The following is a 14,567-nucleotide window of genomic DNA, read 5'->3' as shown; positions in this document are numbered from 1 at the left end:
CGCCGAGACGGCGGGTTTCCGCATCGCGGGCGGAACCGGCTTGATGGGGGGCAAGCAGGTGTCCTTCGTCGATCGCGACGAGAACCGTGTGCTTCCAGTCCTCGCGCGGAGCACCGACGAGACCGGCGAAGAAGGCCGATGCCTTGATGATCCGTTGTTCGGGGTCGAGGTCGGTGAGATCGAGATGAAGGGCGATACGATGGTGACGCGCGCGCGTTGCGGCGGCGGTCAGGCCATCGGCCGCGATTTCAGCTGCCTTGAGCGTCGTCGCGCCGATGTGCGCGGCGAGATTGCCGAACTCGCCTTCGGGATCGACGATCATGGTCTGAACGTAGTCGAAAGCCTCTTCGACGATGCGGCGCATGGTCTGGCTCTTGCCGGCACCGGACCCGCCCTGGACAAGCATGCGTCCCGCAAGGACGCGGTCGAGATCCAGTTCGAGGGCGCCATAGACGGTTTGGCCGATAGGAACCGCGCAGCGCGGCGGCGCTGGCGGTCCCGGCAGTTTCACGACGTTGGACATGGGGCGGCTCCTTTCGGGTTGCTCGCCTGCCCCTTCCCCCTCTCCTCAATTCGGCACTGGCCCCCGAGGAGGCTTCGGCCTCGGACTCAGGGCATTACATGAAAGGGGCACTGATATACGCTTGCGCCCACCCAAGCCGTTCGAGTGGGAAAATGGCCTGCCAATGAGCGGTCAGTCCGTTTATGACCGGGGCTGGGACATTGCAGTCGTTTCTGATAACGACGAGGAACGACGAATCTCTCTAAAACCTGACGCTCAGCCGCTCGAAGGTGCCCTGACAACTAAGGGGTGGTTTAGTTTACGGACAACCTCACCCCAGGGCTGCGATTCACCTGCCGGAGATCGCTATCGCTGAGTGATCGGTGGCAGCGTCGATTGGCGCCCCTGCTTGCTTGCGTTCCGAGTAGCGATCGACAAGCTGAGCAGCATGGGGACGCAACAGAATCGTGAAGCGGACCAGTTCTTCCATAACGTCCACGATGCGGTCGTAATAGGCTGACGGCTTCATACGCCCCGCCTCATCGAATTCCTTATAGGCCATTGCTACCGAAGATTGGTTCGGGATCGTGAACATACGCATCCAGCGCCCGAGCAGGCGCAAGGTGTTCACCGAATTGAAGGACTGCGAACCTCCGGACACCTGCATGACGGCAAGCGTGCGGCCTTGCGTGGGCCGCCTCCCCGCCATTTCCAGAGGCAGATGGTCGATCTGCGCCTTCATGATGCCGGTAATCTGTCCATGCCGTTCAGGGCTGCACCATACCTGGCCTTCCGACCACATCGACAACTCACGCAATTCGTGGATGGCCGGATGATCGTCATTCTTCACCTGATCCGGCAGTGGCAGCGTGGAAGGGTCGAATATCCGCGTCTCAGCTCCGAACAGGCGCAGGAGCCGCGCAGCCTCTTCGACCGCTAGCCGGGAGAAGGACCGCTCCCGCAGCGATCCGTACAGAAGCAGGATGCGGGGAGCGGAATCACTTGCACCGAGGCCCAGGGCGGGCCGTTCGCGCACGAAGGTGAGATCAAGCGCGGGAAGATGATCGGGGTTGATCAGATCGAGAAGCGGCATCAGGCAAGTCCAATTCGCAGCGCCAGGGCCGCAAGGGTTATGAGCAGGATGGGTACGGTGAGCGTGATTCCCACCTTGAAGTAGTAGCCCCATCCAATGCGGATGCCCTTCTGGCCGAGGACATGCAGCCACAGCAGCGTCGCCAGCGAGCCGATCGGCGTAATCTTTGGGCCGAGATCACACCCGATCACGTTGGCGTAGATCATCGCTTCCCTCACCGCGCCCGTGGCGTGGGTCGCGTCGATCGACAGCGCGCCCACAAGGACGGTCGGCATGTTGTTCATGATCGAGGACAGTACGGCCGCAATGATACCGGTGCCGAATGCAGCGCCCCACACGCCGCCTTGAGCGGTGCGATCGAGCAGCGCCGCCAGATGGTCGGTCAGCCCGGCATTCCGCAAGCCGTACACGACGAGGTACATGCCCAGGGAGAAGATGACGACTTGCCAGGGCGCACCGCGCAGCACTTTGCCGGTTTGGATCACATGGCCGCGCCCCGCGATCACCAGCAACAGGCTAGCGCCTACAGCGGCGACAGCGCTGACGGGAACTCCCAACGGTTCGAGCAGGAAGAAACCCGCCAATAGCAGAGCCAGGACGATCCACCCTGCGCGAAATGTGGCGACATCGCGGATTGCTTCGCGGGGCGCGCGCAGTTGGCCGAGGTCATAGGCACCGGGAAGGTCGCGCCGGAAAAACAACAGCAGCATCCCCAAGGTCGCGGCGATCGCCACGAGGTCGACTGGGACCATCACACCCGCATATTCGCCGAAGCCGATGTTGAAGAAGTCCGCCGAAACGATGTTGACGAGGTTCGAGACGACCAGTGGCAAGCTCGCGGTATCTGCGATGAACCCTGCAGCCATGACGAACGCCAGCATTGCTTTGTCACCGTATCCCAGGGCCCTCAGCATAGCGATGACGATAGGCGTCAGGATCAATGCCGCGCCATCGTTGGCGAACAGGGACGACACCGCGGCGCCGAGCAGCACGACCAGCGCGAAAAGAAGGCGACCGTTGCCTCTACCCCAGCGGGCGACATGCAGCGCCGCCCACTCGAAAAACCCGGCTTCATCGAGCAGCAGGCTGATGATGATGATCGCCACGAAGGCGCCGGTGGCATTCCAGACAATATCCCAAACGACAGGCACATCTGACAGCGACACCACGCCCAGGATCAGCGCCAGTGCTGCGCCGCCCATGGCGCTCCACCCAATGCCCAAGCCCTTTGGTTGCCAGATCACGAGAATGATCGTGGCGGCAAAGATTGCAACGGCCAGCAGCATCAGACGACGCGCTCGCCCGAAGCGTCTACGATTTGCTCGCCATCTTCCTTGGCAAATGCCCCGAGCTGCGCCGTAGGCAACAGATCAAGCACCGCTTCGGAAGGGCGGCACAGCTTCACGCCCAATGGCGAAACCACCAGCGGCCGATTGATGAGGATTGGATGTGCCATCATCGCATCGACCAGCGCGTCATCCGAAAGCGAGATATCGGCCAGGTCCAGATCGGCAAAGGGCGTGCCCTTCTCGCGCAACAGATCGCGCGGGCTGATACCGGCGCGGCCGATCAGCTCGATCAACAAATCCCGCGATGGCGGAGTCTTCAAATATTCGATGACATGCGGTTCGATGCCTGCATTGCGGATCATGGCCAACGCATTGCGCGAGGTGCCGCATTCGGGATTGTGGTAGATGATGATGTCGGTTGTCATTCACTCGTCCCCGCTTTGGCGCTCGCGCCTTCACTTTTTCCAATTTCCTTCAGATGCTGGCGTGTCGCCATGTCATCCAGGCTCGCGAGCGGCAGCGCGAGCAACAGCGCTATGCGGTTCTGCAAGTAGCGCAGTGCTTGTAGGAAGGCATCGCGTTGACCCTCACCTTCGACTGCTGCCGGGTCTTCTATGCCCCAATGCGCGGTGAGGGGATGCCCGATCCAAACCGGGCAGGTTTCGCCAGCGGCATTGTCACAAACAGTGAAAATGAAATCGAACCTGGGCGCGTCCGGTGCGGCGAACTCATCCCAGCTCTTGGAACGCATCCCTGCTGTATCAAACCCGAGGTTGGACAGCACAGACAGGGCCATAGGGTGGACCTCACCCTTGGGCTGGCTTCCCGCGCTGTAAGCGCGAAAGCGACCATCCCCAAGCTTGTTCATAATCGCCTCGCCCAAGACCGAGCGGGCGCTGTTCCCGGTGCACAGGAACAGGACATTGTAGACCTTATCAGTCACGGTAAATCCTTCAGCAGCAGGTGAGTTCGGCAACGAGGGGTTCGCAAAGTTCGGCACGCCCCTGACAGCAGTCCTTCGCCAGAAAGAGCATGAGGCCCTTGAGAGCATCTATGTTCGCTCGCTGGATTTGCTGGCGTCCGCGCTTCTCAGGCAGAACCAATCCGGCTTTTACAAGCACCGCCAGATGGGTCGAAAATGTGCTTTGCGTCAGTCCTGAGGCTTCAACGAGCTGACCCGTGGATAGGCCATCGGGTTCGTGTCTGACGAGAAGGCGGAAGGCATCGAGGCGGGTGGAATGTGCCAAGGCGGCTAGTACCGCAAGGGAAGCGTCGGTTTCCATACATCGGAACTATCCGATGGATCATGTTCGGTCAACATTCATCGTGATTGACCGATGAATGTTGACCGAGACTACGATCGAAGATCAAGCTTTATATCAGGCCGATCGCGGCCCCAGCAGTATGACGCAGGTGCCAATGAGACAAAGGGCGGCACCTCCAATGTCCCAGCGATCTGGCCTTACTCCTTCGACTGCCCACAGCCATGCTAGAGACGCGCAAATGTAGATTCCGCCATATGCGGCATACGCGCGCCCTGCTGCATCACTATCCACTCGTGTCAGCAGCCACGCGAACGCAATGAGCGAAGCGGCGCCAGGAACCAGCCAAAAAGGCGATTTTTCCAGTCTGAGCCAAGCCCAGAAGGCAAAGCACCCAGCAATCTCTGCCAGGGCGGCGGCCAAATATACGATCGCTGTCATTCGCTCCTTTAGGCACGTACAATTCAAAAATCACACATTTTGCATCAGGACAGATTGCTGTTCATTGGGCCAATGATCCAATGTTCGAGATGCTTATAGACCACGACCTTGGTGGCAAGCAGATCGCCATGACGCCGACAGAAGCGTTCCAGTTCGTCGCGCTGTCCGATCAACTCGACACACATCGTCAGGTGCGGGTTGGGCGTTTCAAATCCGGTATCCAGCACCGGACCATGATTGCTGTAGCCGTAGTGGGTATGGTGAGCGACAGCGTTCATGATCCCGTCGGCCTTCGCTGTGGCGACCAGCTCCCGATAGAGCGGCTTGGCTGACCACCGCGCCCAACCCGCGCCTTTAGCGGTTTTATCGGATGGCTTCATGTAGATGCGGATCATGCCGATCTCGCTGGGCGTGACCTTGTGAGACATCAATGTTCCTTCTTGTCGGGATAGCTATTCTCCCGGCGTGTTCGCCGCGAGGCACGCGCTTCGCGCAGGGTAGCGCCATGAGAATGGCCGCGTGTCAGCCGCTTCGGAACGGCGATACGCTGCGACAGGTAGATACCGTTATGGCCCGAGCAGATGTAAGCCACGAAACAGGCCACCGCGATCGGAACGGCGTGGGTAGCCCCGAACAACTCGATACCCATGATCGTACAGGCAAGCGGTGTATTGGCCGCGCCGGCAAAGACGGCGACGAACCCAAGGGCGGCGAAAAGGTCGAGCGGCGCGCCGAGCAGCCAACCCAGCGCGTTGCCGAGTGCTGCCCCGATGAAGAATAGCGGCGTCACTTCCCCGCCCTTGAAGCCGGCGCTGAGGGTCACGACCGTGAAGACCATCTTGAGCGCCCAGCTCCACCGATCGGCAGGACCGGTGAAGAAGCCAGCGATGGTCGGGTCTCCGGGGATGGCGGACCAGACACCAAGCCCAAGATAGGCACGTGTGCCAAAAATCCAGACCAGCGCGATGACCAATATGCCGCCAAAGGCCGCCCGCAGAGGGCCATAGGGAATGCGAGCCTTGAGGAACCCGCCGAGCGCGTGATTGGCTTCGGCAAATAGGAGTCCTGCCAGACCGAATGCCACCCCCGCTACGGCCGCCTTGGCGAGAATCAGCGGTTGGACGATCAGAGCGCCCACGCCCCCAGTAATGCTACTGATCTGGTAGGGCGTGTGATGGATGCCCCAGGCATGACACGTCCAGTCGCCCACGAGCGCAGCAAGCAGACATGGTAAGATCCCGCTATATTCCAGGCGACCGACCGCCAGCACTTCGAGCGCGAACACAGCGCCGGCTAGCGGCGTGCCGAAAACAGCCCCGAAGCCGGCGGCGACCCCAGCCATCAAAACGATGCGGATGCTCGGAGCGTCGAGTTTGAACAGTCGGGCGGCAGCGCTTGCAAGGCTGCCGCCGAGTTGCACCGCTGTGCCTTCGCGGCCTGCCGATCCGCCGAATAAATGTGTGGCGATAGTACCGATGAAGACCAGCGGCGCCATTCGCAGGGGAACGCCGCCCCCTGGCTCATGAATTTGCTCGACGATCAGATTGTTGCCCGCTTCGACCGACCTACCCGTGCGATGGTAGAGCAGGGCGATTGCCGCCCCACCTGCCGGCAAAAGATAGAGAAGCCAGGGATGATCGAAACGGGCCTGTGTTGCCCCACCCAGACTCCACAGGAATGCGGCACACAACGTGCCGATCAGCGCGGCCAGGGGAACCAGGATCAGCGTCCAGCGCACGACCGACATCGCATGATCGTGTCGATCCCGGAGAAAGGCCGCCACATTGACTATATTGAACAGGTTGCGAAAAGTCGCGCGCACGATTCCTCCTTGCTGCCTTGCGGCGCCAAGTAGGAATCATCGTCCCTTGTCAGGGCGGTTCGACCCGAAGGTCCGGCAGAAATCCATTACCGTGGTACGCCGTATGATGGGCGAAGCGGAAAAGATCAAGGGACGCCGCGCGCCTGAGCTTATGCTTCCTTCTGCGCCCACGGCAGCAAGGTTTCGACTATCGTGGCAGCGAGGCGGTGATAGGCATCGCTGCGCGGTGATGAACTGCGCCATACCATCGTGACCTGACGCACAGGCGCCCGCCGCGACAATGGCCGTGCGACAATCAGCTTCTCCCGCAGAACATCCGAGCGGACATAGAGCGCAGGTAGCAGCGACAGCCCCATTCCGGTGGTCACCATGAGGCGAAGAGTGTCGAGCGTCGTCCCGGCGTAATCCTGAGCCTGGACCGCGCCAAAATCATTGCAGAGCGCAGCAATCTCATCATGGAGCCGACGTCCACTCTCCATGACCAATATCGTCTCGCCTGCAATGGCTTCGGGATCAATCACCGCCTGCTGGGCGAGCCGGTGATCCGTCGGCATGACCAATTGGAGCGGCTCCCGGATCAGGGGAGTGCTGATGAAATCCGGGTGATTGATCGCTTCTGGCAAGAGCAGCAGATCATACGTGCCGTCTGAGAGCTTCGAGGGGAGATTTTCCAGACGATCCTCGCGGACGAAAATGCGCATGTCCGGGTAACATGCGCGAAGCGATGGCATCGCGACGGACAAGACATAGGCACCGACGGTTTGGACGACGCCCATTTGAAGCGTGCCCTTAAGGCCTCCCTGTTCGTCGCGCCGGCCAACTTCCTTTATGTCGTCGACATCCGCCAACACCCGTCTTGCCCGATGGGCGATCTCGATCCCCGCTGGTGTCAGGAGCACCCGTGCCCGCGTCCGCTCCACTAGGCGCGCTTTAAGTCTGCCTTCCAGCTCCTTGAGTTGAAGGCTAAGGGTCGGTTGAGTGACATGACATGCTTGAGCAGCACGGCTGAAACTCAGCGTGTCGGCGACTGCGACCAGGTAACGAAGCTGCTGTAACGTCGGCATTCGTATGCCTTATAGCCTGTAGCTATAAGCAGCAACGAAACTTCCAATTTCCCTCGCACTCGCTTTTGTGAATATCAGCGGCTTCGGCAGTTTGTGTCGCTCGCTTTGGCGGGTGTTTTTGGGCAGCCATCAACCCTCAACCCTGACGACCCACAGCCAAGGCCGACCGCATGACGGACTATCACCGCATCCATCCCAGTGCCTTGCGCCGATTCCTGGATGCGCAATCTTCTGCTGGACTCGTCCTGATGGGCGCGGCAGCGGCAGCCCTTATCATCGCCAACTCTCCGCTTGGCCCGGGATATGAAGCACTGCTTCATCTCTATATCGGGCCGTTGTCTCTGGGACACTGGATCAACGATGCGCTGATGGCGGTCTTTTTCCTGCTTGTCGGTCTGGAGATCAAACGCGAGATGCTCGATGGCCAGCTTTCGAGCTGGTCGAGGCGTGTCCTGCCAGGGATCGCAGCAGCCGGAGGAATGATCGCTCCTGCCCTTGTTTACGTTGCTTTCAACCAAGGCGCATCGGTGCATGGCTGGGCCATTCCGGCAGCCACTGATATCGCCTTCGCACTTGGCGTTATCTCGCTGCTTGGCAGCCGTGTGCCGGCGTCGCTCCGGATATTCCTGACGGCCCTGGCGATTATCGACGATCTGGGCGCCGTAGTTATCATTGCTTTTTTCTACACGGCTGACCTGTCGGTCATCGACCTTGCCGCAGCGGGAGGCGTGGTCGCCGCGCTGATCGCCCTCAATCGGTTCAAGGTGCGTCGTCTCAGCCCGTACCTGCTACTGGGTATCGTGCTATGGGTGCTGGTCTACCGATCCGGCATTCACGCGACGCTGGCTGGTGTCGTCCTGGCTTTGACTATCCCAATGGACCGGACCCCTGCGCGTCCGGACAGTGAAACGAAAAGTCCGCTGCACCGACTTGAGCATTTCCTGCATTTGCCGGTTGGCTTCCTGATCGTGCCGATTTTCGGCCTCGCCAATGCGGGCGTCCCGGTGCTGAGCCTGCCCGCCGAAGCACTGGCTGCGCCGGTCACGCTGGGCGTGGCGCTCGGCTTGCTGATCGGTAAGGTAATCGGCGTCTTCGGGTTTTCCATGCTTGCGATCCGTTTTGGGTTCGCGGACCTGCCCGCTCATGCAAGCCGGCTACAGATGCTTGGCGTCGCCTTTCTGTGCGGCATCGGCTTCACGATGAGCTTGTTCATCACGCTTTTGGCATTTCCCGGTGAGGCGTTGCTCCAGTCGGAAGCCAAGATCGGCATCCTGGCTGGTTCATTCCTGTCCGGAATTATCGGCTACGCCATCTTACGCTGGGCGCAGCCGGAACGATCAAAACCGGCAACCTGACCGACCCCGAAGAGGCGCGGCAGGCCGCCCTCCACGACAGTATCTGGAGCATTACCGCGTTGTCGCTCGTCCCCGCAGCCATCCGCACCCTTCCCTTGGGGATGCTGGCAACATTGATCGCGATCGTACTGTTCGGTCTTGCTACCCTCTACTCCGCAGCGGGCGGCTCGATTTCGCCCTGGGCTTCCAACCAGGGCCTTCGCTTTGTACTGCTGTCCGGGTTGATGTTCGCTCTTTCGCGCATCTCCGTGGCCCGCTGGATGGACATTGCCTATCCGCTATACGGCGTCACGCTCGTACTGCTGCTGATCGTCGAACTGTTCGGCAAAATCGGTATGGGTGCGCAACGCTGGATCGACCTCGGTTTTATACGGTTGCAGCCGTCCGAGTTTATGAAGATCGCGGTCGTGCTTAGCCTCGCCAAGTTTTTTCACCGACTACCGGCGATCTATGTCAGCACGCCATCGGTGCTTGTTGCGCCGATCGCCCTTTTCGCTGTCCCCGCTGCGCTGGTCATGCTCCAGCCCGACCTTGGCACCGCCATGATGATTTCCATGGCGAGCGTGCTCGTCATCTTTCTCGCCGGTGTCGGCCTACGCTGGTTCTTAACAGCGGGTGCCGCTCTTCTTGCCGCACTCCCAGTCGCATGGAGCATGCTGCACGATTATCAGAAAAACCGGGTGCTGGTGTTCATGGACCCGGAAGGCGATCCATTGGGCACGGGCTATCACATTACCCAATCGAAAATAGCGATCGGATCAGGCGGACTGTTCGGCAAGGGTTTCCTTGATGGCACCCAAAGCCACCTGGCCTATCTGCCTGAAGCGCACACCGATTTCATCTTCGCGACAATGGCGGAAGAGTGGGGCGTCATGGGCGGCCTCTTCGTCGTGTTGACTTACGGTTATCTCATTCGCTGGGGCTGGCGCCTGGGTGTCGCCGGTGACACGATCTTCACCCGACTGACGGCTTGCGGCCTGGCCTTCACCATCTTCCTTTATGTGTCGATCAACCTTGCCATGGTGATGGGGCTGGCGCCGGTCGTCGGCATTCCACTGCCGCTCATGTCCTACGGAGGCTCAGCGATGATGACGGTTCTGATCCTGCTCGGCATCCTGATGGCCATCCACCGTGAGAACGTAGGCGGATCGCGCCTGAATGGCACTGGATCGTTCGCTGTCTGAATTTGAAGAACGATTATGAAGCGACAGTTGGAATCCGGTTTCGTCTGGAGCATCGGCTGCGCTCACTTTCGCGCTGCTCATTGCTGTTGGCGCTTTCTAATTTTTCGGCAAGAACGTCAGATAAATCGGCTCTAGAAAGGAAAGGCCGACTGGATCGCGACGATGGCCACGGCAAAAGTGATCAGGTTGAGCGGAAGCCCGACGCGCACAAAATCCATGTAGCGGTAGCCTGCCATCTGGTAGACGATGACGTTGGTTTGATAACCAAACGGGGTGGCGAAAGCCGCGCTGGCCGCCATCATGACGGCGATTAGGAAGGGACGCGGGCTGACCCCTAGACTATCGGCCAGCGCGACGGCGACAGGCGTCACTAATACCGCGACCGTGGCGTTGGAGAGAAGTTCGGTCAGGACCATGGTGACGCCGTAGAGCACGATGAGTGCGACGAGTGGACTGAGCCCTTCCACACTGGCGATGAGCAGTTCCGACGCCTGCGACGCCAGCCCGCTCTGGTCCATGGCGATGCCGATCACGACCATCCCGGCGATCAGGATAAGGATTTCGGGCTTTAGGCCGGCATAGGCCTCGTCCGGGCTGATCACGCGCAGAAGAATGAGCAGGACGGCCCCGGTCAGCGCGGTCGCGGCGATCGGCGCAACGTTCAACGCGGCAAGCGTGATGACGCCCACGAATATTCCGGCGGCCAGTGCGGCCTTGCGCGGATGCAGGATGCGCGGCTTGGCGAACAGCGTGGCGTCGCCGACCTGAGCGCTGTGAATCGCGTGCGGGTCGATCGCCTTGGGATGCGATTGTGTCTTCTCCTCGGGCCGACCTAGCATATGCCCGCTCACCAGCAGAAGGTAGAGGCCGCCGACGATCGCGACGGGCAGACCCACGGGCGTGATCTCGAAGAAGCCGAAGCGGGGTTGTCCCGCGACGCGCGCCATGTCGTCGACAAGCAGGTTGGTTGAGGTGCCGATGAGCGTGCAGCAGCCAGTCAGCACGGTGATGTAGGAAAGCGGCATCAGATATCGCTTGGGCGACTGGCCCAGCGACTGCGCGATGTCACGGATTACGGGGGCACCCAGCACGACGATGGGGGTCGAGTTGAGAAAGCAGGAGGCACAGCCGATCATGGTGAGGAGCAGCCAGATCCCTTTCGATCCCATGCGCTTGCACAGGTTGACACCCAACACAATCGCGCGGTCCAGCAGTCCGCTCAATTCCAGCGCGTAGGCGATGACGAACAGCGATGCGAGCGCCATGATTGCGGGGCTGGCAAAGGCGCTCTGCACCTCGACCGGTCTGACCACGCCCGTGATTAGCAGGAACGCTGCACCGCTCAGCGCCGCCACATCGGCTCGCACCTTGTCCCAGACAAGCGCGGCGACGACCGTCGCCAGAACCAGGAGGGTAAGAAGTTGATCGAGCGTCATGGCTTCCCTGCCTCGGTTCATGGCCGCCGTCTGTCAACGAAAGACGCACCAATGGTCTTCGGGGTGGGAGAGCGGAAGATGCTTTGCTAGGAGGGGCTTATGCAAGAGCCGACCCCCCATTCCAGTCGATTGGCCATGGCCGGCGGGCTTGCCGCGGTGCTGCTGGTGGGTGGCGGCGGCTTCCTGATCGGTCGCGCCACGGCTCCCGAACCTGCGCCTCCAGTGGCGGCCGCTCTGACGCCTCAAGGCGAAGCGCCGCCTGCGCCAACCGCCATTGCGCCGCCCCCCACTCTGGATCGGGCCGGACTGCTCGACCTAGTCGCCGATGCGATCGACGCGGCGAGTGCTTCACGTCCCTTGCCGGAAGCGGTGCAGGCAGCGGCGGGCCGGCGCTTCGATCTCATGCTACCGTTCGGCTGCGAGGGACCGGTCGAGGGCGAACGCACTGCGCCGTTCGGATGGCGGTATGACGAAGCAAAGTCGACTTTGCGCGTGTGGATCAACCCCGTGCGGTGGGAACGCGCACTATGGGGAATCACCAAGACCGGGGAAGGCAAGGCCGCGTTTGAGGGCTTCTGGATCGCCAGGCCTTGGTCGACGGCCCCAGAGTGCCCTGCCACCCCACTTTCCGGCGGGATCAACACCGATCCGTCTGGTCAGGCCCAGGGCGAATTGGCGATTGCCCGCCTTATTGGAGACGATGCGGGCAAGAGCGCGCGCAGGCTCGACATCGTCAAGCGGATGGCGCCGGACGATTTTGATGCCGTACGCGGATTTGCCTTGCGGATCACTGGCCGCCTCCAATCAGCCGAGGCGGGTGGACCAGTGCGATGTTTCCAGCGGGCCGGGCTGCATGAACGACCGCAGTGCATGATCATCGGCGACTTCGCGGACTTGCGCGTCGAGAATTCCAAGACAGGCGATTTGCTCGGTGTCTGGCCGGTGAGCGAAACGAACCAGCGCGAATGAGGCGAGATAGCGCCGTTCCGACGATACGGGCTGATCGATTCACCCGGCATCAAACCAATGCTTATCTTTCCTAACGCTGATCGCGTCATGCGTTTCAATGGGTGAGCAAGCCCCGGCAGCGACCTGAATTTGAAGCGCTCCGGCTGCAGAAACTCAGACGATCATAATAGGCATAAGCAGACCATCAGCCCGTGGATTGGCGGACAATTGGTGCGTGCCTATCGACGAGGATCGCACTGGCCTGGTTGAGGCCGATCAATTCCACCCGTATATCATGTCGTCGCATCTTCGTGACGATGTCCTCCAACGCACCCACGGCCGTGATATCCCAGAGATGTGCCGCTGTCAGATCGATCCGGACGTTTCGCGCCGTGTCGCGCAGGTCGAACTGGTCCGCGAAAATCTCGGCGCTGGCGAAGAAAATCTGGCCGGAGACGATATAGGTCCGCGTGTCGGTCAGAGGATCAAAGTCTTCTTCGATGCGCATGAGCTTGGTCACTTTGAAGGCGAAGAACACGCCGCTGAGAACCACGCCGACCGCCACGCCGGCAGAGAGGTCGTGCGTCGCGACCGTCACCGCCACCGTGGCCAGCATGACGACCCCTGAGACCTTGGGATGTCGCGCAAGATCCGACAGCGATCCCCAAGAGAATGTGCTGATCGACACCATGATCATGATCGCGACGAGCGCGGCAACCGGCACCTGGGCGATCCAAGGACGCAGCGGAACCATGACGATCAGCAGGAAGACGCCTGCAACAAGGGTCGAGAGGCGCCCTCGGCCACCGTACCGCACATTGCCGACGGTTTGACCGATCATGCCGCAGCCCGCGATGCCGCCGAAGAGGCCGGCAGCTACGTTAGCGAGGCCAAGACCCGTACATTCCCGCGCCTTTGAACTGGTCGTTTCAGTGAGCTCATCGACCACGCTCGCGGTCATCATCGATTCCAGCAGGCCAACTGCCGCCATCGCGAAAGCGTAGGGCGCCACAATCCGAAACGCCTCCAGGGTGAGCGGGAAGTCGGGAATATGGAACGAAGGAAGCGACGCAGGCAAACGACCTAGGTCAGCGACGGTGTGAACCGGCATCGGGAAAGCGACGCTGATCAGCGTCAAGATTACGATGCAGATGAGCGGCGACGGAATGGCCGTCGTCAGGCGGGGCCACAGGTAGATTATCCCGAGACCGCCAGCGATCATCGCATAGGTGTGCCAGGTTACGCCCAGCATCTGCGGCACTTGCGCCGAGAAGATCAGGATCGCCAAAGCGTTCACGAAGCCAGTCCGGACGGACCGCGACACGAACCGCAGCAGGACGTCCAGCTTGAGCAGGCCAAAGACGATCTGAAGGATGCCAGCCAAGATCGTCGCGGCAAGCAGGTACTGAAGGCCATGGCTGTGAACCAGAGCTGCTACGACGAGTGCGACCGAGCCAGCTGCGCCGGAGATCATCGCCGGTCGGCCGCCGGCAATAGCGATGACGATCCCGATCACGAAAGATGCGAAAAGGCCGACTTCGGGATCAATGCCGGCGACAAAGGAAAAGGCAATAACCTCGGGAATGAGCGCGAAAGTGCCAACCATACCGGCAAGCACATCGCGGCGCACGCTACCGGCACCGTTGCACCATTCAGCACGATACCGGGCAAAGGGTGTGATGTTCATCAATGTGATATTCCGCAAAGATCGCAGCAGCGCCGTTTTCGAAGAGCGGCGTGATATTGGAGTGCGAAGTGCGTTGTCCGGCGGATCGGCGGCCGGAATAGCCACCCGGAATTGCACCGGGTCCATGCGATTGCCGCTTCCTTAGCCAGAAGTTTGCCGCAGCGCAACATTGCGCCTCATTTTGATCGTTTATGATTGCTGAATGGCTGCTTACGTCCAAATAGGCCGTTCCTCGAATTAGGCCGAAATGGCCGGACGTGGTCGGCTGCTGCCGGGGTGTGAGCGGCAGCTATCCCACTTTCTGCTCTCTGAACCCGACATTCGCCTACCGGCCAAAGGCAGTCTGCCGCGAGTGCACGGAAAACAGGTGTTGCCGACGCCAGCGGTCGCTAGCGCATCTCCGTGCCCGTTCTATTTAACGCGCCCGGGCTGGGCAGTGAACTCGGAAGACGCATAGGCGCGCCAGAGATGGCCTTCGGCCTCG

Annotated in this window: 15 protein-coding genes and 1 other annotated feature; of the genes, 3 read left to right on the top strand and 12 right to left on the bottom strand. The window is 60.7% G+C overall.

The annotated features are described in order from the left end of the window. The 10 genes from NTCA1_RS26745 to NTCA1_RS26700 all read right to left on the bottom strand — a co-directional run. Nucleotides 1–523: helicase HerA domain-containing protein (locus NTCA1_RS26745; RefSeq protein WP_159832355.1), on the bottom strand; the 523-nt coding region annotated here is incomplete at its 3' end. A gap of 328 nt (nt 524–851) precedes the next feature. Next, a complete protein-coding gene (gene arsH, locus NTCA1_RS26740; RefSeq protein ID WP_133085184.1) occupies nt 852–1,595 on the bottom strand; it encodes an arsenical resistance protein ArsH in 744 nt (247 codons plus the stop codon). Beyond that, on the bottom strand, nt 1,595–2,881 hold the full coding sequence (locus NTCA1_RS26735; RefSeq protein WP_069710289.1) for an arsenic transporter: 1,287 nt from the start codon (nt 2,879–2,881) through the stop codon (nt 1,595–1,597). The genes arsH and NTCA1_RS26735 overlap by 1 nt, the downstream gene beginning before the upstream one ends. Further along, entirely contained in the window at nt 2,881–3,309 is a 429-nt protein-coding gene (arsC, locus tag NTCA1_RS26730) for an arsenate reductase (glutaredoxin) (RefSeq protein ID WP_069710288.1), read from the bottom strand. Before arsC ends, NTCA1_RS26735 begins: the two co-directional genes overlap by 1 nt. Next, entirely contained in the window at nt 3,306–3,827 is a 522-nt protein-coding gene (locus NTCA1_RS26725; protein ID WP_236549596.1) for an arsenate reductase ArsC, read from the bottom strand. Before NTCA1_RS26725 ends, arsC begins: the two co-directional genes overlap by 4 nt. A gap of 10 nt (nt 3,828–3,837) precedes the next feature. After that, nucleotides 3,838–4,167 carry a helix-turn-helix transcriptional regulator gene (locus tag NTCA1_RS26720; RefSeq protein ID WP_069710286.1) on the bottom strand — a complete coding sequence of 110 codons (330 nt, stop codon included), beginning with the start codon at nt 4,165–4,167 and terminating at the stop codon, nt 3,838–3,840. A 96-nt stretch (nt 4,168–4,263) separates the two neighbouring features. Beyond that, entirely contained in the window at nt 4,264–4,587 is a 324-nt protein-coding gene (locus NTCA1_RS26715) for a YnfA family protein (protein WP_083274940.1), read from the bottom strand. Between the two features lie 44 nt (nt 4,588–4,631). Beyond that, nucleotides 4,632–5,015, bottom strand: coding sequence for a DUF190 domain-containing protein (locus NTCA1_RS26710; RefSeq protein WP_069710285.1), 384 nt, complete (start codon nt 5,013–5,015; stop codon nt 4,632–4,634). Beyond that, the gene (locus NTCA1_RS26705; protein ID WP_069710284.1) at nt 5,015–6,409 is read right to left on the bottom strand and encodes a voltage-gated chloride channel family protein; all 1,395 of its coding nucleotides are present in this window, start codon (nt 6,407–6,409) and stop codon (nt 5,015–5,017) included. Before NTCA1_RS26705 ends, NTCA1_RS26710 begins: the two co-directional genes overlap by 1 nt. 149 nt (nt 6,410–6,558) lie before the next feature. Beyond that, nucleotides 6,559–7,473: a hydrogen peroxide-inducible genes activator gene (locus tag NTCA1_RS26700; RefSeq protein WP_133085186.1), complete on the bottom strand. Its 915-nt coding sequence runs from the start codon at nt 7,471–7,473 to the stop codon at nt 6,559–6,561. 170 nt (nt 7,474–7,643) lie between these two features. Between NTCA1_RS26700 and nhaA the strand changes: the two genes are divergently transcribed. Next, nucleotides 7,644–8,828 (top strand): Na+/H+ antiporter NhaA, encoded by a 1,185-nt coding sequence (gene nhaA / locus NTCA1_RS26695; protein ID WP_069710282.1) that lies wholly within the window; start codon nt 7,644–7,646, stop codon nt 8,826–8,828. A gap of 59 nt (nt 8,829–8,887) precedes the next feature. Next, nucleotides 8,888–10,012, top strand: a complete 1,125-nt coding sequence (gene rodA, locus NTCA1_RS26690) for a rod shape-determining protein RodA (protein ID WP_069710281.1) — start codon at nt 8,888–8,890, stop codon at nt 10,010–10,012. 131 nt (nt 10,013–10,143) lie between these two features. On the opposite strand, the gene NTCA1_RS26685 is transcribed toward rodA, so the two are convergent. After that, nucleotides 10,144–11,448, bottom strand: a complete 1,305-nt coding sequence (locus NTCA1_RS26685) for an SLC13 family permease (protein ID WP_069710388.1) — start codon at nt 11,446–11,448, stop codon at nt 10,144–10,146. Nucleotides 11,449–11,547: 99 nt separating this feature from the next. Here NTCA1_RS26685 and NTCA1_RS26680 point away from each other — a divergent pair, with 99 nt between their 5' ends. Next, on the top strand, nt 11,548–12,417 hold the full coding sequence (locus NTCA1_RS26680; RefSeq protein WP_236549595.1) for a hypothetical protein: 870 nt from the start codon (nt 11,548–11,550) through the stop codon (nt 12,415–12,417). Between the two features lie 184 nt (nt 12,418–12,601). Here NTCA1_RS26680 and NTCA1_RS26675 read toward each other — a convergent pair whose 3' ends face one another. Then, nucleotides 12,602–14,083, bottom strand: coding sequence for a SulP family inorganic anion transporter (locus tag NTCA1_RS26675; RefSeq protein ID WP_069710279.1), 1,482 nt, complete (start codon nt 14,081–14,083; stop codon nt 12,602–12,604). A gap of 71 nt (nt 14,084–14,154) precedes the next feature. Then, nucleotides 14,155–14,210 (bottom strand) — a sequence feature (sul1 is cis-regulatory element that is thought to sense ions involved in sulfur or methionine metabolism; They are found in Alphaproteobacteria). Between the last annotated feature and the right edge of the window lie 357 nt (nt 14,211–14,567).

The sequence above is a fragment of the Novosphingobium sp. TCA1 genome, from assembly GCF_009811895.1.
Lineage (GTDB): Bacteria > Pseudomonadota > Alphaproteobacteria > Sphingomonadales > Sphingomonadaceae > Novosphingobium > Novosphingobium panipatense_A.
The sequence above is the reverse complement of the archived record's forward strand: the minus strand, read 5'-3'. Positions and strand labels throughout refer to the sequence as shown.